Origin of the sequence: uncultured Thiodictyon sp. (assembly GCF_903946935.1) — a bacterium.
GTDB lineage: Bacteria > Pseudomonadota > Gammaproteobacteria > Chromatiales > Chromatiaceae > Thiodictyon.
Genome location: NZ_CAJAXH010000208.1, coordinates 1 through 25,399, shown reverse-complemented (window position 1 = coordinate 25,399; position 25,399 = coordinate 1). Strand labels below are relative to the sequence as shown.

The following is a 25,399-nucleotide window of genomic DNA, read 5'->3' as shown; positions in this document are numbered from 1 at the left end:
CGGCAGAGCAGTAATCGCTCCAAGCCCTGTCAGGGGCTTGTCGATGCGGCTCGTTATGCGACTCTATGACGCCCTACATGTCGTCATAACATCATGTAATTTATAAATATGCCGACCTACTGAGATCCCAAAGAGCCCAAATTTGGAATTGCTGGCTGCCCGAGCCCTTGCAGACGTTGTTCGTCACCCGCTGGTTTCACGCCCTGGACAAGGCGGACCTGACCGCCGGCCTGCTCGCGAGTATCGCGGGGCGCGAGGACCTGGCCCCGCTGGCCGAAAACCCGCTCCTGCTCACGGCGCTCTGTGTCATCTACGGCAACGGCCGGCGCCTGCCCGAAGACCGCTACCACCTCTATCAGCGCATCCTCGACAACGTGCTCTACAACCGCTACCTGGGCGACGCCCGGAGCCGCGAGCCGCTCAAGGCCAGGCTGGAGGCCATCGCCTATGGGATGCACACCGGCGAGGGTCTGGCCTCTTCAACTACCGCAACGCCCAGTGGGGACTGGACCTGCTGACCCGGCTCGGCGCCGACCTGGAGCGTGCCGGGGTAACGGCCAACCCGGCGCCCGCCGTGCTGGTCGCCGAATGCCTGGAGCTGTGCCTGGCCAAGGGCTATGCGGTTCCGCAGGACCTGATCGGGGCCTTGCGTCGCACCTGTCTCGAGGCCATCGCGGATGCGGTCGCCATCCCCGCGCGCCAGGCCCTGGGGCTGTGCCTGGGGCGGCTCGGGGATCCGCGCATCCGGAGCCTCCGTGATCCGGGCGCTTACGTGGAAGTCCCGGCCGGGGACTACGTCTATGGCGACAAGAACGAGCCGATCCGGATCGAGACGGCCTTCCGGATCGCCCGCTACCCGACGACCAACGGCCAGTACCTGGCCTTCATAGAGGACGGCGGCTACGCGAACCCCGACTGGTGGTCCGACGAGGGTTGGGCCTGGCGGCAACAGGCGGGCGTCACCGAGCCGGGCTACTGGCAAGAGCGTCGCTGGAACGGCCCCAACCAGCCGGTGGTGGGCGTCTCTTTCTGGGAGGCCGAAGCCTGCTGTCGTTGGGCTGGTGGCCGCCTGCCTCGCGAGCGCGAATGGGAGGCCGCCGCCCGGAGTCCGGAAGGCTACCAATATCCTTGGGGCGATAAGTGGGAGGACGGCATCTGCAATAGCAGAGAGGTCGGACTCGAGGTTACTTCCGCCGTCGGCATTTTTCCCCGGTCCCGCCAAGCGCAGTTGGGTCTCGATGACTTAACGGGAAGTGTTGGTCAGTGGTCTTGTAACGAGGAGGCCGAGCGGGCTGCGGTAGAACCCGGCGTGCTTCGTGGTGGTTTCTTTTCCGTCGGGATCGACTTCCTGCATACCTGGCTGCGGTGGGGGGGCACCGGCTGGGGGGCAGGCAAAAGTCTCCAGCTTCCGTTGCGTCCTGGCCGCGCCCCGCCAGCCTTGACCCATTGACCCCCGCCCCGCGTGTCCAATCTCAGCTTGGGCACGCGGGGCAACGCGTTGACTCGGGAGCCCGGTTGCTTGAGGACCTATGGAAATTACCTTAGAGTGGCGCTTCATCCCGCGCGCCAACGCGACGGCGCGCTGTGCCCAAGCCGCGACGAACGCACCGCCAGGAGGGCCTTGATCATCGCTCCGGCCCCCTAGACGGGTCGGTCGGCCGTCAGGCCGACCGGCTGGGATCGCCGCACCCCACTGAGATTGTAAAAGTATTCGGCGCGTGCTCGGCGTAGCCCGGATAGAGTGCAGCGGAATCCGGGTGCGGTCTGGACCTCCGTTGCGACGAGCGTTTGGCGCTTATTGTGTTACTGGGTTGAGAGCTATCACGGTTACACCCTACTGATCTTCTGCAAAGGGGGAATCCAGGGCAGTACTGATCACCTGGATATCCGGGTCCGCGCGGAAGATGGCAACCAAGTCGTCGTTTAATTTGTCGACATAGGAACTCATGTCGACCCATCGAAACTGCCGCCAACTCCACTTCTTGCGGGCGGTCGCACCATCGGTGCAGAACAGATCAAGCAGTCCGTCGCGCTCCGGCCCGCAATAGATGCAGACCCCAAAGGCGACTGGGGCCGCCTTTAATTCAACCCACCAACCCCAGTCTTCGCAACAGATGAACGGTGCAGCGTAACCCCGCTCCCGCAGCTTGCCTTGCAGATACTGCGCCAGCGCCTTGCCATACATGCCTTCATTCACCAACTCCTCCCGCTCCCCGGGAAGAATCGGAAACTTGGTCGACCTGATGTGAATGAACTTGTCCATCGCATGCCCCCACCGCCTCTTGCCTCCGGCGCAGAGCGCCTGACTCATGCGTAACACCGCGCAGCGGTGTTACGAGAATGGGCGTTAAACCACTTGAGTAATCGCCCAGTGGGCGATTACTCAGGACTCGATCATTTGGTCAAGCCGATGCCCCGGCCGCACCATCGGCAGCACGTTCTCGGTCTTGTCGACCCAGCAGTCCACCAGTACTGGGCTGGTTTCGGCCAGGGCCCAGGCGATACCGGCGCGCAACTCGTCCGGCTTGCGTATGCGCAGCGTCTTCAGGCGCGGATAGACATATTTGAGCCCGGTGAGATTGGGGATCTGACGGCGGCAGTCCTCGGTCAGGTCGGTGCAGTCCGGATCGCATTCGGAGGTACGCGACAGGCAGGTCTCATAGTGCATCCCGTCGTCCATCATGTCCTCCCACTGACGGACCATCCCCAGGAAGTTGTTATTGAGCACAAACATCTTGAGCGGCATGCGGTGCGCAACGATGGTGCCCAGTTCCTGGATGTTCATCTGGAAGCTGCCGTCGCCGTCGATCAGCACCACCGGCCGGCTCGGGTCGGCAAACCAGGCGCCCATGGCCGCCGGCAGCCCGAAGCCCATGGTCCCCAGTCCGCCCGAGCTCACCCACTGGCGCGGGCGCTGGAAGCGGTAATACTGGGCCGCCCACATCTGGTGCTGGCCGACCCCGGTGACCAGGGTGGCATCGCCCCCGGTGAGTTCGGAGAGGGTCTCGATCACCGCCTGGGGCTTGATCAGCGGCCCGAGCTCATAGGGCTTGGGCAGTTGCGTGCGCCATTCCTGCACCTGCGCCATCCACTCCGGGTGTTGGGCGCTGAGGCTACCCGCCAGTGCATGCTCCAGGAAGGCGTCCGCCGGGGCGACCAAGTGCAGGTCGGTGGCCACCGTCTTGTCGATCTCCGAGGGGTCGATATCGACCTGGGCGATCCGCTTGCCGGCGGCGAAGCCGCGCACCGCCACCCGGTCGTCGAAGCGACCGCCCAGGGTCAGGACAAAGTCGGCATCGCGCAGGGCATAGTTGGCCGGGATGGTGCCGTGCATGCCGGGCATCCCCAGGTTGTGCGGGTCCTCGAAGGGCACCGCGCCCAGGCCGTTGAAGGTGGTCGTCACCGGTGTGTCGAAACGCTCGGCGAAGCGGCACAGGGCGCTCGCGGCACCGGCGGCGATGATGCCCCCACCGGCCTTGATCACCGGGCGCCGCGCGGCCGCCAGGGCGGCGAGGATGGCGTCGGCCTTGGTGAGGTCGAAGTGCTCGGGCTCGCGGTGGCGACGGCGCGGCGGGTTGCTGCGGGTCAGGGGGGCGAGCTGCACGTCCTTGCAAATGTCCACCACCACCGGGCCGGGCCGGCCGCTGCCGGCCAGGGCATAGGCCTCGCGCAGCACCCACTCCAGGTCGCGCACATCCTTCACCAGATAGTTGTGCTTGGAGATGTGGCGGGTGAGGCCCACCGTGTCCACCTCCTGGAAGGCGTCGGTGCCGATCGCCCCACTCGGCACCTGGCCGGTGATGAAGAGGGTGGGGATCGAGTCCTTGTAGGCGTCCGCGATGGGCGTGACCAGGTTGGTCGCCCCCGGCCCCGAGGTGGCGAGTGCCACCCCCACCCGCCCGCTGACCCGGGCATAGCCCTCCGCCGCGTGGCCGGCCCCCGGTTCCTGGCGGCACATGACGAAGTGCGGGCAGGGGACGCGTCGCCGCAGGCGTTTGTTCAACTCCACGTGGAGCGGGATCACGGCCCCGCCGGTGTGGCCGAAGATGACTTCGACGCCGAGATCGGTGAGCACGTCGAAGAGGATGGCGGCGCCGGTGGGCAGGCTGAGGGGGTCTGGGGCGGTCATGGCGGTACTATCGGCTCGGGACTTGGGAGACATCCCCCCATGATCCCAGAAACCGGCGTCCGCCGTCAGCTATCAAGCACCGAGTAGCGCCGCCACCCGCTGCAAATCGTGCGCGGTGTCGACTCCCGCCCCCGGTTCCTGCGCCGCCACCCCCACCTGGATGCGCTCGCCGTGCCACAGCACCCGCAACTGCTCCAGCGACTCCGCCAGTTCAAGAGGCGAGGGCGCCCAGGTGACATAGCGTTGCAGGAACCCCGCCCGGTAGGCGTAGAGCCCGATATGGCGCAGAAAGGTCACCGAGGTCGGCAAGTGGGTGCGCTTGCCCATGAACTCGTCGCGGTGCCAGGGCAGGGGCGCGCGTGAAAAATACAGTGCGTTGCCGGCGCGATCGAGGACCACCTTGACCACATGGGGATCGAACAGGGTCTGCGCATCGGCGATCGGGAAGGCGAGGGTGGCCATCTGGGCCTCGTGTCCCACCAGGTTGCGGACCACCTGGTCGATCAGCGCGGGCGGCATGCAGGGCTCGTCCCCCTGGAGGTTGACGACGACGGTGTCCGCCGCCCAGCCGCGTTGTGCGATCACCTCGGCGATGCGGTCCGAGCCGCTGTGATGGTTGGCCGCGGTGAGCTGCGCCTGGGCGCCGAAGTCGGCACAGGCCGCGACGATGCGCGCATCGTCGGTGGCTACCACCACCTCCGTGGCGCCGCTCTCCAGGGCACGCTCCACCACATGCTGGATCATGGGTTTGCCGGCGATCGGCAGCAACGGCTTGCCGGGGAGTCGGGTGGAGCCATAGCGCGCCGGTATCACGACCTTGAAGTCGACCGGCGCGGTAGCGGAAGGACTGGGTTGGGTGTTCAAGGACCGGATGGCTCCTAAGAATTGAGAACCGTGATCAATTGTTGGCTCTAGGTTGATCGGTCGGCGGCGTCGCGCCCGGTGCCGAGCCGAGGCGCGCAAAGACGGCCGTGACGAAGGCCGGGTCGGGGTGTGCCTGCACCGGGCACACCCAGTGGTCGACGCCCGCGAAGGCGGCACACTTGACGGCATCCTTCTCGGTCATCAGCACGGGACCGGCCGGCCAGTCGGCCGCCTCCGACGCGGCAAATGGGTGGTGGTCCGGATAGGGTCGCTCATCCACCAGGATGCCGCACCCACGGAGCATCGCGAAGAAGCGCCCCGGGTTGCCGATGCCGGCCACCGCGGTTACCCGCTGTCCGCGCCAAGTGCTCAAGGGACGGTGGGCGCCCGGGTCGCTCAGTCGATACGCCGCGCCGGGGGTCAGCGCAAACCGATGTCCGGCCGCGTCGCCGCCATTGCGGATCGCCAGGTCGACGCTCTTGAGCCGCCCGCGCGGCTCGCGCAGCGGCCCGGCGGGCAGACAGCGCCCGTTGCCCAGGCCCCGTTCGCCATCGACCACGGCAATCTCCAGGTCGCGCCCCAGGCGGTAGTGCTGGAGCCCGTCGTCGCATAGCAGCAGATCGCAGCCGAGTCGCTCGATCGCCAACGCGCCGTCCGCCACCCGATCCGGCCCGACCACCACCGGGCAGAGGCCGCGGCGGGCGATCAGCAGCGGCTCGTCACCCACCAGGGCGGGGTCGTCCCCAGCCGCGACCACCCGTGGCCACGCGGGCGACCGGGCGCCATAACCGCGCATCAGGATGGCCGGGCGCCAGCCCCGCTCAATCGCCAACTCGGCGAGCTTGAGCGTCAGCGGGGTCTTGCCGGTGCCGCCGACGGTCAGGTTGCCGACCACCACCACCGGTACCGGCAGGCGCCGCACCGCGAACCACCCGTGCCGATACCCATAGCGGCGTACCCGTGCCACCGCGCAATACAGCCAGCCGAGCGGCGCCAACACCAGCGCTACGGGATGGTGCCGACGATACCAGAGAGGCGTTGGGTCCATGAGCCTGAAAGACTATTGTCCGCAAATGAACGCGAATGAACGCAAATAATTCGGATGGTTAGCGCAGTTCAAAATAACACCCGAAAAACCTTGGCGGGCTTGGCGCCTTGGCGTGACAAGCAATATTTCCAGCCGATCGCCACGCCGCATATTCTTTGCGGTCACGCCACCGAATTGCCGGGCGTCGCCTCCGGGCCATCATGAAACTGGAGCCGATGCAGCCGGGTATAGTAGCCGCCCAGTGCGAGTAATTCCGCATGGCGGCCCTGCTCGACGATGCGCCCCTCCATCAGCACCAAGATGCGGTCGGCGTTCTCTATGGTCGACAGGCGATGCGCAATGACCAGCGTGGTGCGCCGCTCCATCAACTGTTGCAACGCCGCTTGAATATGGCGCTCGGACTCGGTGTCCAGGGCCGAGGTTGCCTCATCCAGGATCAGGATGGGGGCGTCCTTGAGCATGGCACGCGCAATGGCCAGCCGCTGGCGCTGACCGCCGGAGAGCAGCACGCCGCGGTCTCCGATGGGGGTGTCGAAACCCTGGGGCAGGGCCTCGATGAACTCCAGCGCGTGGGCCGCCTTCGCCACCGCCACCAACTCGGCATGTGAGGGTGTCTGGGGGCGGCCATACGCGATGTTATCGGCAATGCTGTCGTTGAAGAGCACGACGTCCTGGCTCACCAGTGCAATCTGACTGCGCAGGTCGACCAGGGTCAGGTCGCGGATGGGGATGCCATCGATGAGGATCTCACCGGCGGTGGGGTCATAGAAGCGCGGCAACAGGCTCGCGATGGTGGTCTTGCCGCTGCCGGAGCGACCCACCAGTGCGACCTTCTCGCCCGGCGCGATGACCAGGTCCAGGTCAATGATCGCCTGCGCCTTGTCGGTCGAATAGCGATGCGAGACGCCGCGGTACTCGATGCGACCCTGGGCGCGCCCCAGGATGCGGGTCCCGGTATCGGCCTCGGGTTCGGAGTCCAGCAGTTCGAACAGGCTCTGCGCCGCCACGATGCCGCGCTGCAAGTGTGAATTGACCCCGGTGAGCCGCTTGATCGGTGCGAGCAGCAGGGCCATGGCCGCGAGGAAGGACATGAAGGTGCCGACCGTGATGTCTGAACGCAGCCCCTGGAGGGTTGAGAGATAGACCACGAAGGCGATGGCGAACACCGACAGCAACTGCACCAGGGGGGCGCTCGCCGCCTCGGTGGCGATCATTTTCATCTGTAGTGAGCGCGTCTTCTCATTGACGAAACTGAAGTGTCTGGCCTCCTGCGCCTGGCCGCCGAAGGCCTTGACGACGCGATGGCCGTCGATGGCCTCCTGGGCGACATGGGTGAGCTCGCCGATGCGGTCCTGGATGCGCCGGCTATAGCGGCGGAAGCGCTTGGTGGCATATTTGATTGCCACCGCCATCACCGGGCCGATGATCAGAAAGATCGCCGACAGGCTGGCATTGATATAGAGCATATAGCCCATCAGGCCAATGACCGTCGCGCCGTCGCGCACGATGGCGGTGACGGCCGAGGTGGCGGCACCCGCCACGTTCTCCACGTTATAGGTCAGCTTGGCCAGGATATGGCCGGAGCCGTGGGTGTCGTAATAGCGGGTCGGCACGTGCAGCAGGTGGACGAACATGGCCTGACGCAGGTCCGCGACCACGCGCCGGCCGACCCAGCTAAGGAAATAGTCGTTGATGAATGCGGCGATCCCGCGGACCAGAAAGATGCCGACCAGGACCAGCGGCATGATCCGCACCACCGAGGGGTCCTTGTCGATGAAGGTGCCATCGATCAGTGGCTTCATCATCGCCGCGAACACCGGCTCGGTGGCGGCATAGATCAGCATGCCGATCACCGAGACCACGAACATCCGCCAATGCGGTTGGGCATAGCCGAGCAGGCGCCGGTAGACCTGGCGGCCAGCGGCCTGGTGCTGGGCTTCCTCGCTGTTCGTCATCGGCCGCCCCCCTGCGCCGGCACCGGGGCGGCGCTGCCCCGCGAGGCGCTGAACGAGATCTTCAGCAGACCGACCTGCGCCGCCGCGTCGAGCGCCGTCATGACCGCCTGATGGGGGGTCATGGCATCCGCCTGGATCAGCACCGGCAGGTCCTTGCGCTCACCCAGCGCACCATTGATGGCGCGCACCAGGGTCTGCGTCTGCCGATCGACCACCGCCCGGTCATCCACATAGAAGGCACCCGCCTGGTCGATGGCGATCCGCAGGAACTCCGGCTCCTGGGCCGGCGCCGTTTGTCCCTCGGCCTGGGGCAGTTGGATGCGCAGACGCGAGGCGTCTTTCTCCTTGAAGGTGGTCGAGACCATGAAAAAGATCAGCAACAGGAACACCACGTCCAGGAGTGGCGTCAAATTGATATCCGATGGCTGGGCGCGGCGGGGGCGCAGATTCATTAACCTTCGTCTCCCTCTTCGCGTTCGCCCTTCATCACCTCGACCAACCGCAGGGCCTGTTGCTCCATGTCGATGGTGAGGGTGCCGACCTTGCTGTCGAAAAAGCGGTGACAGAGCAGCGTCGGGATCGCCACCGAGAGCCCGGCCGCGGTAGTCAGCAGGGCCTGCGAGATACCGCCCGCCAAAAGCGCGGCATTGCCGGTGCCGGCCGTCATGATAACGCTGAAGATATTGATCATCCCAAACACGGTGCCGAGCAACCCGAGCAGCGGGGTCACCGAGGCGATGGTGGCCAATGCATTGAGATAGCGCTCCAGGTCGGCCACCACATGGCGGCCGGCGTCGCCGAGCGCCTCCTTCATCACCTCGCGGGAGTGATTGCGGTTCACCAGTCCGGCCGCCAGCATCCGGCCCAGGGGCGAGCCGGCGCGGATCTCCTCGATTGCCTCGGCGTTGAGCTTACCCGCCTGATGCAACTGCCAGATCCGGGCCACCAGGTTCGCCGGCATGATGCGCGTGCGCCTCAGGGTCAGGGCGCGTTCGATCGCCAGGGCCGTGGCGATGACTGAACAGACGGCGATCGGCCACATGAGCCAGCCGCCCGCTTGCATCAACTCAAGCACAGTGAACTCCTCAGGGGACGATCCTCGCAGTCAGTGGGCCCCGGCACGGTGGTGCGACCGCCCACCCGGGGTTTAGAGAAATCTCAGGGCCGGGATGATACCCCAAACGGCGCCCCTGACCCGCTGCGAGTTCCAGCTAACGGCGGCAGTCAACCGCCAACCCCGTGCCCGGGTCCAGCAGCTCGAGCCAGTGGACCACCGGCACCCGGCTGCCGCCCTCCAGGTGGAGTTGGCAGCCGATGTTGGCGGTGGCGATCAGCTCCGGGGCGTCGGACTGGAGCGCCGCGAGCTTGTTGGTCCGCAACTGTCCGGCAATCTCGGGTTGGGTCAGTGAATAGGTGCCGGCGGAGCCGCAGCACAGATGGGCATCCGGCACTGCGGTCAGCACAAAGCCGAGCCGGCTGAGGATCGACTCCACCACGCCCCGAATCTGCTGGCCGTGCTGGAGGCTGCAGGGGGCGTGGAAGGCCACCCGGCGGCCGTGGCCGGGCTGGCCCAAGGCCGTCAAGTCGAGAGTTGTCAACCACTCGGCGGGGTCCCGGGCGAGGGCCGCCACCCGCGCGGCCCGCGCGGCATAGACCGAGTCGTCGCCTAGCAACTCGCCATAATCCTTGACCATGCTGGCGCAGGCGCTGGCGGTGATCAGGATCGCCTCGGCGCCGGCCTCGATCTCCGGCCACCAGGCGTCGATGTTGCGGCGCATGGCGTCCAAGCCCTCCGGCTGGGCCTCCAGGTGATAGGCGAGCGCCCCGCAGCACCCGGCCTGCGGACGGCGGATCAGATCGATACCGAGCGCATCGAGGATGCGGGCCGCAGCGGCATTGGTGAGCGGGGTGGCGACCGACTGGACACAGCCGGCCAGGACCAGCACGCGCCGCCGGCCCCGGGGTGCCGGCCAGGCCCCGGCGGGTCGCCACCGCGGGACCTTGGCGGCCAGCGCCGCCGGCAGCAGCGGCCGAACCCAGCGGCCTAGCCTGAGCAGTGCGCCGAACCGCCGCGGATCGGCCGCTACCCGCACCAGGGCCGAGCGCAGCAGGCGCTCCGACCAAGGGCGGGCGACCTGCTGCGCCACCAGGTGCCGGCCGATGTCCACCAGTCGGGCATAGCGCACCCCGGAGGGACAGGTGGTCTCGCAGGCGCGGCAGGTGAGACAGCGATCCAGGTGTCCCTGGGTGATGCGGGTCGGGGTCTGGCCCTCCAGCACCTGCTTGATCTGATAGATACGCCCGCGCGGCCCGTCCAGTTCGTCGCCCAGCAACTGATAGGTGGAACAGGTGGCGGTGCAGAATCCGCAGTGGACACACGCGCGCAGGATGGCGTCCGCCTCGCGGCCGGCGGGGGTGGCCAGGAATTGCGCAAGGGTGTGGGTCTGCAACTAGAACTCCGGATACAGTCGCCCGGGGTTCAGGAGGCCCTGGGGGTCGAAGGCGTGCTTGAGTTGGCGATGTAAGGCCAGCACGGGCGGCGCCAAGGGGTGGAAGACCGCGCCCGTGCGCTCCCCGCCGCGAAACAGGGTGGCATGCCCCCCGCAGCGGCTGACGACGGCGCGGATGGCCGCGGGCTCGGCGGTGCTGCGCAGCCAGCGCTGGGCGCCGCCCCACTCCAGCAGTTGCGGACCCGGCAGGTCCAGCGGCGCCGTGGCCTGGGGCAGTGCAATCCGCCACAGGGGTAGGTCGCCGCCGAAAAACCCGTGTTGCTGTTCACGGATCGACTCGGTCCAGAAGGTGGCGGCCTGGTCATCCGGCAGCGGCTCGCCGCCGATCGCCGACTGCGCCGCCAGCACGCCCTGCTCGGCCCCGGCCAGCCGGACCCACAGCCGCCCGCCGTCGCCCGCGTCCGCCCAGCAGGTGGCGGTGATCGGCAAGGGCCGGGCCGCCCAGCGGTTCATCCGCTCCAGTGCCGTCGCCTGATCGCACGCCTGCACCAGGGTGCGGGAGCAGCGCGGGAGCGGCATGACCTTGAGGCTGATATCGAGCAGCACCCCGAGGGTGCCGAAGGCCCCGACCATGAGGCGCGAGCAGTCGTAGCCGGCCACGTTCTTCATCACCTCGCCGCCGAAGCGCAGCACCTCCGCCCGGCCGGTCAGCACCCGGGCGCCGAGCACCAGGTCGCGGGCCGCATCCGCGTAGGGCCGGGCGGGACCGGACAGGCCGCAGGCGATGGTGCCGCCCAGGGTTGCGGCCGGCCCGCCCCTGGCACCCAGGCGCGGCGGCTCGAACGGGATCTGTTGGCCCTGCTCGGCCAGCGCCGCGTCGATGGCGTCCAGGGTGGTGCCGCAGCGGGCGGTGATCACCAGCTCCTTGGGCTGATAGTTGACGATCCCGGCATGACCGGCCAGGTCGAGCGGCTCGGCCGAGTCCGCGACCGGCCGGCCGAGCAGTGACTTGGTGCCGGCGCCGCGCAGCTTGAGTGGCCGGCCCGCGGCGGCCGCGGCCCGCACGTGCTCGGTCAGTTCGGTCGTGAGGTCCTGGTGCGCCGCCGTGTTGCGGGTCTGCTCGTCCAAGATGGTCTCCGATGGTTTGCGGTGTCGGTATCGGTTAGTGAATGTACCCCATCCGGGCCAGATGGGTCCGGAGATGGCGACCGGCAAGCGGACTGAACGGGGCGCCGACGGGGCGGGGGAGGGTGCCTGGCAGGTCGGCCCGGCCCCCAGGTCGTGCGGCGGACCTGCGGATCGGGCGCGATTCCGGTAAGATCCCGTCGTTTATCCCCACACGGCTCTTCCTCCTATCGATGGTCAGCAATCTGCTCAAGAAGATCTTCGGCAGCCGCAATGAGCGGTTGGTCAGGAAGCTACTCAAGTCCGTTTCCCGGATCAATGACTTGGAGCCCGGACTCCAGGCCCTCTCAGATGCGGCGCTCACGGCCAAGACCCAGGAGTTTCGCGCGCGGCTCGCCGCCGGGGATGACCTGGACGCGCTGCTGCCCGAGGCCTTCGCGGTCGTTCGCGAGGTGGGGCAGCGGGTGCTTGGGATGCGTCATTTCGACGTCCAGATGGTCGGCGGCATGGTCCTGCACAACGGCAAGATCGCGGAGATGCGTACCGGCGAGGGCAAGACCCTGGTCGCCACGCTCGCCGCCTATCTCAACGCCCTGCCCGCCAAGGGCGTACACGTCATCACGGTCAACGACTATCTGGCCCGGCGTGACGCGACCTGGATGAGTCGCATCTATCACGCGCTGGGACTTACGGTCGGGGTCATCAACTCATCCGGGTTGATGGGGCCGGACTCCGCCTCCTATCTGTACGACCCGGACTATGAGCCGGGCGGCGCTGAGGGTTACCGCCACCTGCGCCCGGTAAGTCGCCGCGAGACCTATGCCGCGGACATCACCTACGGCACCAACAACGAGTTCGGCTTCGACTACCTGCGCGACAACATGGCCTTCGTGCCCGAGCAACGCAGTCAGCGCGACCCCGCCTACGCCATCGTGGACGAGGTGGATTCGATCCTGATCGACGAGGCGCGCACGCCGCTCATCATCTCCGGCCCGTCCGAGGGCAGCACCGACCTGTATCTGCAGATCGACGCCATCATCCCGCGCCTGACCCGTCAGGACCCGATGACCAACGAGGAGGGCAAGCCCGATTTCGGCCCCGGCGATTACTCGGTGGACGAGAAGGCGCGCCAGGTGTTCCTGAGCGAGGACGGCCACCAGCACGTGGAAGAGATGCTGGTGGAGATCGGCGTGCTGGCCGAGGGCGACGGTCTCTACGACCCCGCCAACATCGCGCTGATGCACCATGTCTATGCCGCGCTGCGCGCCCACGCACTGTTCCAGAAGAACGTCGACTATATCGTGCGCGAGGGCCAGATCATCATCGTCGACGAGTTCACCGGCCGGACCATGCCGGGTCGGCGCTGGTCCGAGGGCCTGCACCAGGCGGTGGAGGCCAAGGAGCGGGTGCCGATCCAGCCCGAAAACCAGACGATGGCCTCCATCACCTTCCAGAACCTGTTCCGGCTCTACCCCAAGCTGGCGGGCATGACCGGCACCGCCGACACCGAGGCCTTTGAGTTCCAGCAGATCTATGGGTTGGAGGTGGTGGTCATCCCGACCAACCAGCCGATGATCCGCAAGGATAACGGCGACCTGGTCTATCTGACCCAGGTGGAGAAATACAAGGCGGTGGTCGAGGACATTCGCGACTGTGTCACGCGCGGTCAGCCGGTGCTGGTCGGCACCGCGTCCATCGAGACCTCTGAGTTGGTCTCCAAGCTCCTGATCGAGGCCAAGGTCCCGCACGAGGTGCTGAACGCCAAGCAGCACGAGCGCGAGGCCGGTATCGTCGCCCAGGCGGGTCGCCCGGGTGCCGTGACCATCGCCACCAATATGGCCGGTCGCGGTACCGACATCGTGCTCGGCGGCAACCTGGATGCCGAGCTGGAGCAGGCCGGCCCGGGGGCCGACCATGAGGCCATCCGGGCCGCCTGGAAGGCCTGTCACGCGGCCGTGATCGCCGCCGGCGGGCTGCATGTGGTCGGTACCGAGCGCCACGAGTCCCGGCGTATCGACAACCAGTTGCGCGGCCGCTCCGGGCGTCAGGGCGATCCGGGTTCCAGCCGGTTCTATCTGTCGCTGGAAGACAATCTGATGCGCATCTTCGCCTCCGAGCGGGTGGCGTCGATGATGCAGCGGCTCGGCATGCAGGCGGGCGAGGCGATCGAGCACCCCTGGGTGACCAAGGCGATCGAGAACGCCCAGCGCAAGGTCGAGGGGCGCAACTTCGATATCCGTAAACAGCTCCTGGAGTATGACGACGTCGCCAACGACCAGCGCAAGGTGATCTACCGCCAGCGCCGCGAGTTGATGGACACCAACGACGTCTCCGACACCATCAAGGCCATGCGCGCCGATATCCTGGAGGCCACACTCGACTCCTGCATCCCGCCGCAGAGCCTGGAGGAGCAGTGGGACCTGCCCGGTCTGGAGACCGCGCTGGCGGACGCCTTCGGCGGGGACTGGCCGATCCGTCACTGGTTGGACACCGACCACGACCTGCACGAGGAGACCCTGCGGGTGCGCATTGCCGACACCCTGGGCGCGAACTATGCGGACAAGGTCGCCCAGGCGGGCGCCGCGACCCTGCGTCAGATCGAGAAGGCGGTGATGCTCCAGGCCCTGGATACCCACTGGAAGGACCACCTGGCGGCCATGGACTATCTGCGCCAGGGCATCCATCTGCGCGGTTATGCGCAGAAGAACCCCAAGCAGGAATACAAGCGCGAGGCCTTCGAGATGTTCTCGGCGATGCTCGACGACATCAAACAGGACGTGGTCACGACGCTCTGCAAGCTCCAGGTCCAGGCGGCCGAGCCGGTGCCCGAATTGCTGCCGCAGCGGCTGGCCGCGAGCGACTTCCAGTTCCAGCACGAGGAGTTCCGGGGGTTCGGTGCAGCCGAGGAGGCGGCGCCCCCGGACGGGGTCGCGCTCGGGGAGGAGGCCCACCAACCCTTTGTGCGCGGTGAGGAGAAGGTCGGTCGCAACGAGCCCTGTCCCTGCGGTTCCGGCAAGAAGTACAAGCAATGTCATGGCCGGGTCGCCTGAGGTGAGCGTATGACCGAGCAACCTGAGCTGCACTTCCACCCGGTCCCGGGCGTACGTCTGGCCGCCGGTGCGGCCGGTATCCGCTATCAGGATCGCAACGACCTGGTGCTCTTTGAACTGGCCGCCGGCAGCACCTGTGCCGCGGTCTTCACCCGTAATGCCTTCTGTGCCGCCCCGGTCACCCTGGCCCGCACCCACCTGGCCGCGGGGGCGCCGCACTGGTGGCTGATCAATGCCGGCAACGCCAATGCCGGCACCGGCGCCCGCGGGCTGCTGGACGCCACCGCGAGTTGCCAGGCACTGTCCGAGTTGACCGGCGACCCGCTTGAGCGCGTCATGCCCTTCTCCACCGGGGTCATCGGCGAGCACCTGCCGGTGGAGCGTATCGCCGCCGCCCTGCCTGCACTCCTGGGCGGGCTGGCGGCGACCCACTGGCCGGAGGCCGCCCGCGCCATCATGACCACGGATCGGGTGCCCAAGTTGGTCTCGCGCCAGTTCGAGGTGGGGGGGCGCACCGCGACCCTCACCGGGATGGCCAAGGGTGCCGGTATGATCTGCCCGAACATGGCCACCATGCTCGGCTTCCTGGCCACCGATGCGGCGATCGAGCCCGGCGTGCTCGAGGCCTGCCTGCATGCCGCGGTGGAGCGCTCATTCAACGCCATCACCGTGGATGGCGACACCTCCACCAACGACGCCTGTGTCCTGGCCGCCACCGGTGCCTTGGGCAACGCGCCCATCGCCGCCGCGGGCCCGGACTATGCCGCCTTCCAGTCCGCGCTGGATGCGGTCTGCGTGGAACTGGCCACCGCCATCGTGCGCGACGCCGAGGGTGCCACCAAGCTCGTCACCGTGCGCATCGAGGGCGCCGCGAGCCATGCCGAGGCGCGCCAGGTCGGCTACACGATCGCCCACTCCCCGCTGGTGAAGACCGCGCTCTTTGCGTCCGATCCCAATTGGGGCCGCATCCTCGCCGCCGTCGGTCGCGCCGGGCTGGAGGACCTGGCGATCGCCCGGGTGCGGGTCTGGCTCGGCGAGGTGCTGATTGTCGATGGCGGTGGGCGCGCCGCCACCTACACCGAGGGTGCCGGGGCGGCCGTGATGCGCGCGCCCGAGATCCTCATCCGGGTCGCGCTTGGCCGCGGCGAGTCGAGCGCCGAGATCCTCACCTGCGACCTGTCATACGACTATGTGCGGATCAATGCGGAGTACCGGTCCTAAGAAGACGATGGTCCGCAAATGAACCCAAATGAACGCAAATGGAATGCGGCATGGGTCTGGTGTGTATAGTCGCCTGAGTGATTGACCGACAGCATTCCAGTCGGGGTGCGGCAATCCAGATCAGGGACGCCAGCGTCATAAGTAATCTGGCTGTCGAGTGAGCGCCGAGCCCCCAAGCAGCTCTTCATTTGCGTTTATTCGCGTTCATTTGCGGACAAATTTCTTTTTAGGACGAGGCCATACCCATGCCCAGGAAGCAGATCCACGTCATGGCTGGGGTCCTCCAGGACGACCAGGGCCGGGTGCTGGTCACGCGCCGCCCCGACTCCGCCCACCAGGGCGGCCTCTGGGAGTTCCCCGGCGGCAAGCTGGAGCCCGGGGAACTCCCGGAACAGGGCCTGGTTCGGGAGCTCGATGAGGAGCTCGGCATCCAGGTCTCCGCCAGCCGCCCGCTCATCCGCGTCCATCACGACTATGGCGACCGCCATATCCTGCTGGATGTGCGCCGGGTTGGCGCCTATGTCGGCACCCCCCATGGGCGGGAGGGCCAGCCGCTCGACTGGCTCGCCCCCAACGCCATGGACCCGGCCCGGTTCCCGGCGGCCGACCGGCCCATCATCATGGCCCTGCGCCTTCCCCAACTGTTGTTGATCACCGGTGCGGACCAAAGCGACCCGGTCGTCCTGCTGGCGGGCCTGCGGCGGGCGCTGGAGAGCGGTATCCGCCTGATCCAACTGCGCGCCCATGAACTCGACGACGGCGCCTATCGCGCTCTTGCCGGGCGTGCCTACCCGCTCTGTGCGGCCGTCGGCGCCCGCCTGCTGCTCAACCGTGACCCGGCCGCCGTTGCCGATTGTCCGCGCCAGGGACTGCACCTCACCGCCCACCGACTGGCCGTCCTGGCGCGCCGCCCCGGGTCGCCCGACGAGCTGGTCGGCGCCTCCTGCCACACTGCCGCGGAGCTCGCCCGTGCCGCCGATCTGGGGCTCGACTATGCGCTCCTGTCACCGGTCAAGGCCACCGCGACCCACCCGCAGGCCCGCGCCCTGGGCTGGCCGGACTTCGCCGCGCTCATCGACCCCGTGCCGCTGCCGGTCTATGCCCTGGGCGGCCTGACCGTCGTGGACCTCGCCGACGCCATTGGGCACGGCGCCCAAGGGATTGCCGCCATTCGGGGATTGTGGCCCGACTGACTTCTACGCCGTCCGCGGCCTCGATCGCTATTCCGGCTAACGGCCATGGCGCCCGCAATCAACGCGGTGCGTTCTTCGCTGCTGTTCCGTGCGCTGGCCGCGTCAGTGGGGTGCGTGTTGGTTGGCCTGCGAGTTGTGGGACCTGCTCGCCGCTGGACGCCTTCCCGGCTACGCCCCGTAACGCGCCGCTGAACAGCGCCCCCGGGCTCGCCGACGCCCCGGACCCCGCGCGGCCCTATGCCCCCCCGTATTTTTGGGCGCCGTTTATCTTGATGGGAAATTGGCTGTGACCGTGCGCAGGCACGGTCATGGTTTAGGCCGGAAGCGCCCGGATTGGTTCCGGCCGGGCGCAATGTGGACGACCAGGACGTCCGACACGCTTGCTATTTGCCCTGACCCGGCCACACCCGCTGGAATAGTGCAGTCAGGTCCTCATCCCCTCGCCGCGCCAGCGCATCCGCCAAACGCCCGCGCAGGCGGTCGTTGCCGCGATACATCGCGAGCTCCCGCAGCACCAACTCGGCAATGCGGCGCTCCCCATCGGCCACCAATGCGAGCAGCCAGTCGAAGGCCGCCTCGCTGCGATGCAGCACGGCCCCTTTGAGCAGGACCTGCTGCGTCCGCCCCTTGTAGGGCGCAGCGTCCCAGCGCTGCCGCAACTGCGCGAGTGCCTCCGGGAGTCGGGACTCGCCCAGGGCCAGGGCCGCCAGTTCGCGCAGCGTCGCGTCGTCCCGGTCCAGAAACTCCCCGACGAAGGCCGCGCACGGCGCCGCGTCCAGCCGCAGCAGTGCGAGCAGACAGGCCCCGGCGACCTCCGGCTCCGCATCGCCGGCCTGGGCCTTGGTGCGCAAGACGGACTCCGCGGCGATCGGCTCGCAACAGGCGATGGCCTCCATCGCCCCAGCGCGCACCCGCGGTTCCGGGTCCGCCAGCAGCCGGGTCAGTTCGGGCAGGGCGCGCGGGTAGGCGGTCGCGGCCAGGCCCACCGCGCAGGTCACGCGGCAGTCAATCGCGGTATCCTGACTGCCGCCCCAGGCGGGTTCGAGTTGGCGCAGGCGGATGCCGGCCAGAAAGAACGCGACGTCCGGTGAGTCCAGTGCCACCAGTGCGCGGGCGATGGCGCCCTTGGCGGTGCATTGGGGGTCCTGGGTGTGGGGCAGGTCCGCCAGTCGACGGAAGGCGGCGATCAGGTCCGGTTCCAGGCCGTAGTGGAGCCCGTCGCCCGCATACCCGGCCGCCGCGGCCACCAGGCGGTAGTGCGGATCGGCCAGGGCCGGGCGCAAAATCTCGATGCTCGACACGCCGTCCGCCACGGCCGAACGCAGTTCGGCCAGACGCTCTGGCACCCGGGTATCCGCAGAACGCTGTCGCTTCGCCATGGCGTTAGACCTCAAGGACCAATCACATGCTTGTCTATCTGCACGGACTCAACAGTTCCGGTCGCGCGGCCAAGGCCGACACCCTGCGCGCGCGCCTGTCACCCTACCCGGTGTTGGCCCCGGATTATCCGGCCCACCAACCGCGGGCGGCGGTGGAGCGGCTGACGGCCTTCTTCGCCGACCTGGGGTCGGCGTGCCCGGCCGTCATCGGCAGCTCCATGGGCGGTTTCTACGGCCAATGGCTGGCGCGCCGCTTCGCCTTCTCGCACCTCTTCCTGATCAACCCGGCATTGACCCCCTGGGACCTGTTTCCGTCTCGTCTGGGTGAGATCATGACCACGGCGCTGGGCGAGACCTATCAGGTTACAGCCGAACTGGGCGAGGCCACCCGCGCCTATGGTATCGCCGACCCCTGCGATGGGGTGCCGACGACCCTCTTCCTGGACCGGGGCGACGAGGTGATCGACTACCGCATCGCGGAGTCACTCTACCGCGACTGCGGCCGGCTGTTGATCTGGGACGGCGGCGACCATGGCTTCCAGCACATGGAGGAGGCCATCGATTGCATCCGTCCACACTTGAGTGGGCCTCACCCAGCGTGATGCCGGCCAGAAGATCTCACGCCAAGGCGCCAAGCTCGCCAAGAAAGACCAGAGGGTAGACCCACTATCCAAAATCGCCCGCCAGGCGAGTGGCCCAACGCTGACAACAGACTGAAAAACCTTGGCGAGCTTGGCGAGCTTGGCGCCTTGGCGTGAGACGCTTGAGCAATCCGCGCGAGCGTCGGCGCTGGCTCACCCGAGCAGCCGCCCGGCGATGCGCGCCCCGCCCACCCAGGTCCCCATCGCCGCCCCCAGGCTGCTCAACAGAAAGACCAGAAAGACCCGCGCCACCCGGTTGCGCCACCAGCCGCCCAGGGTCGCCACGTCGCGACGCAGCCGGCCGAAGTCGCCCACGCTCGGTTTGCGCAACCACAGCTCGACCGCCCCGGTGACCATTCCAGCACCGATGGCCGGGTGGAGCGTGGTGAGCGGTGCGGCGAGAAAGCCCGCCGCCACGGTCAACGGGTGGCCGCTGGCGATCAGGGTGCCGAGCGCGCAGAGCCCGCCGGTGATCAGGACCCAGGAGAGCACCAGGTCCCAACCCAATTGCGGGCTTTGCACGAAACCCCAGGCGAGCCCGCCGACCACCAGCACCAGGATCAGCCAGGGCAGGGCCGCCGGCCAGCGGCTCGGCGGCGGCACCTGCTCAAGCTCGGCCAGCGTCGTACGCGGGTCATCCGGGTTCGCGGCCAGCTCGCGTGCCAGGCCCTTGAGGTGGCCGGCCCCCACCACCGCCAGCAGGTGCCGCGCGCCCACCCGGTCAGACTCCAGGCGCAGCTTGGCGGTCATGTAACGGTCGCGCTCATCGATCAGCGGGACGAAGAGGTCCGTCCGGTCTGCCGCGAACTCGGCGAAGGCGGTTTCCAGCACGTCGCCGTCCTTAAGGCGCTCCACCTCGTCGGCGGCGACCTCATCGGCGGACAAGAGCGCTGCCAGGAGCCCGGCGAAGAGCTGGTAGCGTCGCCACCACCCCAGGCGCGCGGCGATGCGGCGCAACGTCACGCCGATCTCCCGATCGATCAGGAGCACCGGCAGCCCCTGCGCCTGGGCCAACTGTACGGCCAGGCGCTGCTCGGCCCCGGGTTCGATGCCGAACCGATCGGCCAGGCGCTGTTGGTAGGCCGACAGCGCCAGGTTGGCCACCATCATATAGGCGCGCCCCCGGCGGATGACCGAGAAGAGGTCCATCTGGGCCAGCGACTGGGGGTCTTTGAGCGCCGCGAAACGGCTGTGGCAGAGTTCCACCGCCACCGCGTCGTAGTCACCCTCGGTGAGCAAACGGCGCACCTCGTCGACGCTGGCATGGGACACATGGGCCGTGCCCAGCAGGGTGACGCGGGTCGCACCGAGCGTCAGCTCGCACTGGGGTTGGGCGGGCGCGGCAAGGGACAATTCGGGCATGGGCGCAAGGTCCTGAGCGGTCGGGTGCAGGGCGTGGCCGTGCATCATAACCCAGGGCTTTCAAGCGACGTTGGAGGCGGCGGGGCGATGCCTTAGAATCGCTCCCAGCGGCTGCTCAGACGAGCCGTCTTACCGTCCGCTGCAGTCGCCTCAGGTCTTTGTTATGCAACCGTCAGGAGCCAAGATGACCCCCCAATCCCGCGGCCGACCCTTGGTTGCGCTCCTGCTCTGCGGCCTCCTGCTGGGGGGCTGCGGCACCGTCCAAAAGGAGACACGCGACTTGAGCCTGGAGGCCGCCACCTCCGCCTACTTGTCCGCGCTGCGGTGGGGCTATTTTGAAACCGCGTGGGGCTACGTGGACCCGAAGCTGCGCCGGGATAAGGGTCTGCCCGCGGGTTACCAGGATGTGCGACTCACCGGCTACGAAATCGTGCAGCCGCCGATACTCAGCGGCACCGGAGAGGTCACCCAGATTGTCGCCTACGATTATTTCCATGAAGACCGACAGGTCGTGAAGCAAATCGTCGACCGCCAGGTCTGGCGTTACGACCCCAAGATCAAAAACTGGTGGCTGGTCTCCGGGTTGCCCAAGTTCGAGTAACAGGGGCTTCGCGGCGGCCGCTAACCCGCCCGCGCCTTGAAGCGGCCCCGCGGCGGGGCGTAGCATGGACGGCGCGTGCATTGCGGCGGCCGCGCCAACACGCCAGACCCAGACTCCGGGCCGGGTCGCCTTTTTCAACCTTGGGGAGAACACTCATGTTCAAAGAAGAGCGGACTGAATCGCAATTCGACTGGTCCATGCTGGGCAACCTCGCCGAGGGTCGGCCCAACCTGGGCGATTCGATGAATGTCTCGGTCTATCGCCTGATGCAATTCACCCTGCGCGACGTACTCATCCAGCGGATGGGCGTGGCAGACGCCGACCAGGTCTTCTATGATGCGGGCCGCAAGGCGGGTGAACAATTCTATGCCCATGTGCTGACGAAAAAGGGCAGCTTCCCGGAGTTCGTCGGCGACCTTCAGGAATCGCTCCAGAGACTCAATATCGGCATCCTGCGCGTCGAGCTGGCGGACCTGGAGCGACTGAACTTTACGCTGACCGTCGCCGAGGACCTGGATTGCTCCGGCCTGCCGGTCTGCGGCGAACAGGTCTGTACCTATGACGAGGGGTTCATCCACGGCCTGCTGACCTCCCACACCGGCCGCGAGTTCCGGGTCCGCGAGGTCGATTGCTGGGCCTCCGGCGACCGGGTCTGCCGTTTCGAGGCGCATGCCGTTTGAGCCGCCACCGACGCCGCCCGTAGCGATGGTTACCGTTGCCGCGCATTATCTGGATCGGTTGACCGGGACGGTTTATCAAATCCTGCGGGGCGAGAAACCGCCGCCGCTGCAATTGCCGGCCGATTACCCGGAAGACGAATTCAGTCAGTTGATCGGCTATTTCAACCGTTTCATTCGCGAATACGATGAGTTCGCGGACTTCATGTACTCGATGGCGCGGGGCGAGCTGGATCAGCCGCCCCCGGCGGGTAAGATGCGGGTGCTCCAATCATTCAAGAGCCTCCAGGCCAACCTGCGCCACCTGACCTGGAAGACCCAGCAGATCGCCAATGGCGACCTCACCCAGCGGGTCGATTTCATGGGCGACTTCTCGACTGCATTCAATGAGATGACTCGGCAATTGGAGCAGGCCTTTGCCGACTTGCAGCACGAGAAAGAGCGCTCCGAGCAATTGCTGCGCAACGTCACCGACAGCATCCGTTATGCCCAGCGTATCCAATCCGCGCTGTTGCCCGCGCCCGGGGTCCTGAATGCCTATCTGGAAGATCACTTCTGCCTATGGCTGCCCCGCGACATTGTGGGCGGTGACATCTATTGCATGGAGGAGTGCCCGGCGGGCGCGTTGGTGGCGCTCTTGGACTGTACCGGGCATGGAGTGCCGGGCGCGCTGATGTCGATGTTGGCGGTGACCGGGCTACGTCAGTTGATCCAGGACGAGCATTGCTACTCGCCCGCACACCTGCTCGCGCGGCTGAATGAGTCGATCCGCACGACACTGCGCCAGGATACCGCCGCCACCCCCTCCGACGATGGTCTGGACGCGGCCATCTGTCTCATTCAGCCGCAGCAGCATCGACTCGTCTTTGCCGGCGCCCATTTGCCGCTCTATACCGTTGAAGATGGACAACTGGCGCAACTGCGCGGGGATCGCGCCAGCCTGGGTTATAAGCGATCCAAGGCCGACCTTGTCTTTACCAATCATACCCTGGAGTTACGTCCGGGCTTGGCCTTCTACCTGTGCAGCGACGGGCTGCTGGACCAACCGGGCGGCCCGCGCGGCCTGCCGTTTGGGCACCAGGGGCTCCAGCAGGTGCTCGAGGCGCATTGGCGCGAGCCCTTTGCACAGCAATGCACGGCACTCCAGGACCAATTGCTCGCCCATGCCGGCACCCACAGTCGCCGGGATGACGTGACGGTCCTGGGTTGGCGGGTGGCTGCCGCCGGCAGCCGAGCGGCCGGCGGTCCATTCACCGCCTAGCACCCAGCATCGGGAGTGGCCCATGCCAACCATCGATCTCTTTGAGCTGCGCAACCATTTCGCCATGCATGATGTATTGACCTGCTTCAACGGCCCCTTCTCGCATGGCCTGATCGAGGAGTTTGGGGTGGCCGTGCGCCAGCATCTGGAGCAACGAGCGACCGAGCGTTCAGACTTGCTCGATGTCTTTGCGGTCTATGTGGAGTTGGCCCAGAACGTCCGCAACTATGTGACCACCAAGGGCTTCACCCCGGGGCAGCCACACAACCCGGACTGCGCCATCATCACCATCCTGTGGGACGGCGAGCGCTTCGCGGTGGCGGCCGGCAATGTGGTGACTCACGAGGATGGGAGCGGACTTGCGACGCGGATCGATGAATTGAACGCGATGGATAAAGACGGCCTGCGCCGACGCTTCAAAGAACAACTGCGGGCACCGCGCCACGCCAACAGCCTTGGCGCCGGCCTGGGTCTACTCGAGATCGCCCGGCGGGCCGGGGCGCCGCTGACGGTCGCGCGTACCCCGCTGGCGGCCGATTGGGAATTTTTCAGCATCCTCGTGCGGATCTGAAAGGAGACGAACCATGCATCCACTCGACCTGCCGCCGACCCGCACGACCCCGCGCATCCTCTTCGATCCGGCAGCCCGCACCCTGACCCTCAAGGGCGAGTCCTACCCCGAGAACTCATTTCAGTTCTTCGAGCCGATCCTGGCGTGGGTCGACGACTATCTGCGCGAGCGCCATGAGACCATCACCATTGCGGTGGATATGCCCTATATGAACAGCAGCAGCACCAAGTGCATGCTCGACCTATTCGACCGCTTCGAGGATGCCTATCGCGGCGGCCAACCGATCTTGCTGCACTGGTCTTATGACCCGGATAACGGGCGCGCACTGGACCTGGCGGAGGAGTTCAAAGAGGAAGTGACCTTCCCGTTCGAGACGGTCGCCGCCCGTGGATGAGTCTGACGGTGTCGGCCCCGCCGAGGCGGCGGTGACGGCCCGCGCCAAGGCGCTGGAGGACGCATTGAGCGCCGGAACGCCGGTGGATTGGCCGGCGGAATATCGCCTGCTGCTGGAGCGTCACGGCCGGCTCGCCGCCCGGCTGAATAAGGTGGTGACGATTGCAGACGGCTATCAGGCGACGAGTCGTGACCTGATCGAGCGGCTGGAACGGGTCAATGAGCAATTTCACCAGTTGCGCGACCTGGGGGTACCGGTGTGCCGATATTGCGGGCAGGTGCGGGTAGACGCTCACTACCAGGCGCGGGTCGAGGAGTTCCTTAAGCAGCATGCGGACCTGGGGCTCGCCCGCGGGGTCTGCACCCACTGTCTGGAGGAGCGTTATGGCGAGCGGGTCCGGCCAGCGCTCCCGGCCGCCCGGGAGCCGGGACCGCGACCGGTAGCGGCGCCGGTCGCCGACAGCGTACTCAACCGGGTGCGGGCCACCCTGGCCGATCCGGCGAATGCCGACGCGCCCTTGGCCGCCCCCCTGGCCGACCTGGCCGAGCGCTATGAAAAACTCCTGCGCCGACTGAACAAGTTGGTCCTGATCAGCGACCGCTTTCAGAACCAGCTCCAAGACAGCAACCTGCGCCTGGAGCACCTGGCGAGCACGGATATACTCACCGGACTCACCAGTCGTCAGGCCATGAGTCACTGGCTGGAGGCGCAGGTGCGACGCGCCCGCGGCGAACACCGCCCGCTGGCGTTGTTGTCGCTCGATATCGACCACTTCAAGGAGGTCAACGACACCTATGGCCATGAGGCCGGCGACGCGGTCCTGGTGACGGTCGCCGCCGCCATCCAACGCGACCGGCGCCGCGGCGATCAGTCCGGGCGCTGGGGCGGCGAGGAATTCGTGGTGGTGTTGCCTGACTGTACGTTCGCGGACGCGCTGCTGATCGCAGAGAAACTCCGGGCGACGATCGCCGAACAGTGGGTCATCGTCGGCGAGCGCCCGATTGCAGTCACCGCCAGCATCGGCGTCGCCTCCTTCACCCCGGACGACACCGTCGACGACCTGCTGCGGCGCGCCGATCAGGCGATGTACGCGGCCAAGCATGGCGGGCGCAATCGGGTGGTTGGCTGATCGAAAAAGCAACTGAGGCGCGGGCCTTGATCAAAAATCCGCCCAAGACCCAGTGCCGGGCTCAGTCATAGGTGTCGGGGCGGTTGGTAGGACCTCCGAACTTTCATACCCTTGGAAGTGCAAACTAACCCAGGGTAGAGAACGATGTCCGAAGGTCCTGCCCCAATCGACTTTAGCCCAGATGCCAGGCGTTGGCCAGCCACCCGTGGCCAGGGCGGAACCGTTCTAGCCAGGACTCTCTGTTGCAACCGGCGGTTGTCCGCAACACTGGACAACGCCAGGTGGCCCGGGTATAAAGCACGTCGGTCCCCTTACTGTCCGAGGCCCCGTGCGTGAACCTTCGTGAGGT

Annotated in this window: 23 protein-coding genes; 12 read left to right on the top strand and 11 right to left on the bottom strand. The window is 67.1% G+C overall.

Going from position 1 to position 25,399, the window contains the following annotated elements:
* Positions 1-167: 167 nt before the first annotated feature.
* Together QZX93_RS17780 and QZX93_RS17775 are read left to right on the top strand one after the other, a co-directional pair.
* A complete protein-coding gene (locus QZX93_RS17780; protein ID WP_295383888.1) occupies positions 168-518 on the top strand; it encodes a hypothetical protein in 351 nt (116 codons plus the stop codon).
* Positions 519-574: 56 nt separating this feature from the next.
* On the top strand, positions 575-1,450 hold the full coding sequence (locus QZX93_RS17775; protein WP_295383887.1) for an SUMF1/EgtB/PvdO family nonheme iron enzyme: 876 nt from the start codon (positions 575-577) through the stop codon (positions 1,448-1,450).
* A 384-nt stretch (positions 1,451-1,834) separates the two neighbouring features.
* Here QZX93_RS17775 and QZX93_RS17770 read toward each other — a convergent pair whose 3' ends face one another.
* From QZX93_RS17770 to glcE, 9 genes are all read right to left on the bottom strand, one after another.
* Positions 1,835-2,263, bottom strand: coding sequence for a hypothetical protein (locus QZX93_RS17770; RefSeq protein WP_295383886.1), 429 nt, complete (start codon positions 2,261-2,263; stop codon positions 1,835-1,837).
* Between the two features lie 120 nt (positions 2,264-2,383).
* Positions 2,384-4,129 (bottom strand): biosynthetic-type acetolactate synthase large subunit, encoded by a 1,746-nt coding sequence (gene ilvB / locus QZX93_RS17765; protein WP_295383885.1) that lies wholly within the window; start codon positions 4,127-4,129, stop codon positions 2,384-2,386.
* 72 nt (positions 4,130-4,201) lie between these two features.
* Positions 4,202-4,993 carry a 3-deoxy-manno-octulosonate cytidylyltransferase gene (gene kdsB / locus QZX93_RS17760; RefSeq protein WP_295383884.1) on the bottom strand — a complete coding sequence of 264 codons (792 nt, stop codon included), beginning with the start codon at positions 4,991-4,993 and terminating at the stop codon, positions 4,202-4,204.
* 34 nt (positions 4,994-5,027) lie between these two features.
* A complete protein-coding gene (lpxK, locus tag QZX93_RS17755; protein ID WP_295383883.1) occupies positions 5,028-6,041 on the bottom strand; it encodes a tetraacyldisaccharide 4'-kinase in 1,014 nt (337 codons plus the stop codon).
* A 161-nt stretch (positions 6,042-6,202) separates the two neighbouring features.
* A complete protein-coding gene (gene msbA / locus QZX93_RS17750; RefSeq protein WP_295383882.1) occupies positions 6,203-7,996 on the bottom strand; it encodes a lipid A export permease/ATP-binding protein MsbA in 1,794 nt (597 codons plus the stop codon).
* Positions 7,993-8,448, bottom strand: coding sequence for a biopolymer transporter ExbD (locus tag QZX93_RS17745; RefSeq protein WP_295383881.1), 456 nt, complete (start codon positions 8,446-8,448; stop codon positions 7,993-7,995). Before QZX93_RS17745 ends, msbA begins: the two co-directional genes overlap by 4 nt.
* Positions 8,448-9,071 carry a MotA/TolQ/ExbB proton channel family protein gene (locus QZX93_RS17740; RefSeq protein ID WP_295383880.1) on the bottom strand — a complete coding sequence of 208 codons (624 nt, stop codon included), beginning with the start codon at positions 9,069-9,071 and terminating at the stop codon, positions 8,448-8,450. The genes QZX93_RS17745 and QZX93_RS17740 overlap by 1 nt, the downstream gene beginning before the upstream one ends.
* A gap of 136 nt (positions 9,072-9,207) precedes the next feature.
* Entirely contained in the window at positions 9,208-10,446 is a 1,239-nt protein-coding gene (gene glcF / locus QZX93_RS17735; protein WP_295383879.1) for a glycolate oxidase subunit GlcF, read from the bottom strand.
* Positions 10,447-11,574 (bottom strand): glycolate oxidase subunit GlcE, encoded by a 1,128-nt coding sequence (gene glcE, locus QZX93_RS17730; RefSeq protein WP_295383878.1) that lies wholly within the window; start codon positions 11,572-11,574, stop codon positions 10,447-10,449.
* A 230-nt stretch (positions 11,575-11,804) separates the two neighbouring features.
* Here glcE and secA point away from each other — a divergent pair, with 230 nt between their 5' ends.
* The 3 genes from secA to QZX93_RS17715 all read left to right on the top strand — a co-directional run bounded on the left by secA (position 11,805) and on the right by QZX93_RS17715 (position 17,035).
* Positions 11,805-14,621 carry a preprotein translocase subunit SecA gene (secA, locus tag QZX93_RS17725; protein WP_295383889.1) on the top strand — a complete coding sequence of 939 codons (2,817 nt, stop codon included), beginning with the start codon at positions 11,805-11,807 and terminating at the stop codon, positions 14,619-14,621.
* Positions 14,622-14,630: 9 nt separating this feature from the next.
* On the top strand, positions 14,631-15,842 hold the full coding sequence (gene argJ / locus QZX93_RS17720) for a bifunctional glutamate N-acetyltransferase/amino-acid acetyltransferase ArgJ (protein ID WP_295383877.1): 1,212 nt from the start codon (positions 14,631-14,633) through the stop codon (positions 15,840-15,842).
* A 245-nt stretch (positions 15,843-16,087) separates the two neighbouring features.
* Entirely contained in the window at positions 16,088-17,035 is a 948-nt protein-coding gene (locus QZX93_RS17715; protein WP_295383876.1) for a Nudix family hydrolase, read from the top strand.
* A 383-nt stretch (positions 17,036-17,418) separates the two neighbouring features.
* Here the strand turns inward: QZX93_RS17715 and QZX93_RS17710 are convergent, their stop codons facing one another.
* Complete coding sequence (locus QZX93_RS17710; RefSeq protein WP_295383875.1) at positions 17,419-18,414, bottom strand: hypothetical protein; 996 nt, start codon at positions 18,412-18,414, stop codon at positions 17,419-17,421.
* Positions 18,415-18,440: 26 nt separating this feature from the next.
* On the opposite strand from QZX93_RS17710, the gene QZX93_RS17705 reads away from it, so the two are divergent.
* Positions 18,441-19,016: a YqiA/YcfP family alpha/beta fold hydrolase gene (locus QZX93_RS17705; RefSeq protein WP_295383874.1), complete on the top strand. Its 576-nt coding sequence runs from the start codon at positions 18,441-18,443 to the stop codon at positions 19,014-19,016.
* A gap of 192 nt (positions 19,017-19,208) precedes the next feature.
* Here QZX93_RS17705 and QZX93_RS17700 read toward each other — a convergent pair whose 3' ends face one another.
* Positions 19,209-20,417, bottom strand: coding sequence for a TraB/GumN family protein (locus QZX93_RS17700; RefSeq protein WP_295383873.1), 1,209 nt, complete (start codon positions 20,415-20,417; stop codon positions 19,209-19,211).
* 184 nt (positions 20,418-20,601) lie between these two features.
* Here QZX93_RS17700 and QZX93_RS17695 point away from each other — a divergent pair, with 184 nt between their 5' ends.
* From QZX93_RS17695 to QZX93_RS17670, 6 genes are all read left to right on the top strand, one after another.
* Complete coding sequence (locus QZX93_RS17695; protein WP_295383872.1) at positions 20,602-21,018, top strand: hypothetical protein; 417 nt, start codon at positions 20,602-20,604, stop codon at positions 21,016-21,018.
* A gap of 155 nt (positions 21,019-21,173) precedes the next feature.
* A complete protein-coding gene (locus tag QZX93_RS17690) occupies positions 21,174-21,698 on the top strand; it encodes a V4R domain-containing protein (RefSeq protein WP_295383871.1) in 525 nt (174 codons plus the stop codon).
* Positions 21,699-21,723: 25 nt separating this feature from the next.
* Entirely contained in the window at positions 21,724-22,956 is a 1,233-nt protein-coding gene (locus tag QZX93_RS17685; protein ID WP_295383870.1) for a SpoIIE family protein phosphatase, read from the top strand.
* A gap of 22 nt (positions 22,957-22,978) precedes the next feature.
* The gene (locus tag QZX93_RS17680) at positions 22,979-23,527 is read left to right on the top strand and encodes a SiaB family protein kinase (RefSeq protein ID WP_295383869.1); all 549 of its coding nucleotides are present in this window, start codon (positions 22,979-22,981) and stop codon (positions 23,525-23,527) included.
* A gap of 13 nt (positions 23,528-23,540) precedes the next feature.
* On the top strand, positions 23,541-23,921 hold the full coding sequence (locus QZX93_RS17675; protein WP_295383868.1) for a DUF1987 domain-containing protein: 381 nt from the start codon (positions 23,541-23,543) through the stop codon (positions 23,919-23,921).
* A complete protein-coding gene (locus QZX93_RS17670; RefSeq protein WP_295383867.1) occupies positions 23,914-25,050 on the top strand; it encodes a diguanylate cyclase in 1,137 nt (378 codons plus the stop codon). Before QZX93_RS17675 ends, QZX93_RS17670 begins: the two co-directional genes overlap by 8 nt.
* Positions 25,051-25,399: the final 349 nt, after the last annotated feature.

What these genes read in the sequence shown, in the direction of transcription:
- QZX93_RS17770 (WP_295383886.1), bottom strand. Translation starts at nt 2,263, where the DNA reads ATGGACAAGTTCATTCACATCAGGTCGACCAAGTTTCCGATTCTTCCC.
- ilvB (WP_295383885.1), bottom strand. Translation starts at nt 4,129, where the DNA reads ATGACCGCCCCAGACCCCCTCAGCCTGCCCACCGGCGCCGCCATCCTC.
- lpxK (WP_295383883.1), bottom strand. Translation starts at nt 6,041, where the DNA reads ATGGACCCAACGCCTCTCTGGTATCGTCGGCACCATCCCGTAGCGCTG.
- msbA (WP_295383882.1), bottom strand. Translation starts at nt 7,996, where the DNA reads ATGACGAACAGCGAGGAAGCCCAGCACCAGGCCGCTGGCCGCCAGGTC.
- QZX93_RS17745 (WP_295383881.1), bottom strand. Translation starts at nt 8,448, where the DNA reads ATGAATCTGCGCCCCCGCCGCGCCCAGCCATCGGATATCAATTTGACG.
- secA (WP_295383889.1), top strand. Translation starts at nt 11,805, where the DNA reads ATGGTCAGCAATCTGCTCAAGAAGATCTTCGGCAGCCGCAATGAGCGG.
- argJ (WP_295383877.1), top strand. Translation starts at nt 14,631, where the DNA reads ATGACCGAGCAACCTGAGCTGCACTTCCACCCGGTCCCGGGCGTACGT.
- QZX93_RS17715 (WP_295383876.1), top strand. Translation starts at nt 16,088, where the DNA reads ATGCCCAGGAAGCAGATCCACGTCATGGCTGGGGTCCTCCAGGACGAC.
- QZX93_RS17710 (WP_295383875.1), bottom strand. Translation starts at nt 18,414, where the DNA reads ATGGCGAAGCGACAGCGTTCTGCGGATACCCGGGTGCCAGAGCGTCTG.
- QZX93_RS17705 (WP_295383874.1), top strand. Translation starts at nt 18,441, where the DNA reads ATGCTTGTCTATCTGCACGGACTCAACAGTTCCGGTCGCGCGGCCAAG.
- QZX93_RS17700 (WP_295383873.1), bottom strand. Translation starts at nt 20,417, where the DNA reads ATGCCCGAATTGTCCCTTGCCGCGCCCGCCCAACCCCAGTGCGAGCTG.
- QZX93_RS17695 (WP_295383872.1), top strand. Translation starts at nt 20,602, where the DNA reads ATGACCCCCCAATCCCGCGGCCGACCCTTGGTTGCGCTCCTGCTCTGC.
- QZX93_RS17690 (WP_295383871.1), top strand. Translation starts at nt 21,174, where the DNA reads ATGTTCAAAGAAGAGCGGACTGAATCGCAATTCGACTGGTCCATGCTG.
- QZX93_RS17685 (WP_295383870.1), top strand. Translation starts at nt 21,724, where the DNA reads ATGGTTACCGTTGCCGCGCATTATCTGGATCGGTTGACCGGGACGGTT.
- QZX93_RS17680 (WP_295383869.1), top strand. Translation starts at nt 22,979, where the DNA reads ATGCCAACCATCGATCTCTTTGAGCTGCGCAACCATTTCGCCATGCAT.
- QZX93_RS17675 (WP_295383868.1), top strand. Translation starts at nt 23,541, where the DNA reads ATGCATCCACTCGACCTGCCGCCGACCCGCACGACCCCGCGCATCCTC.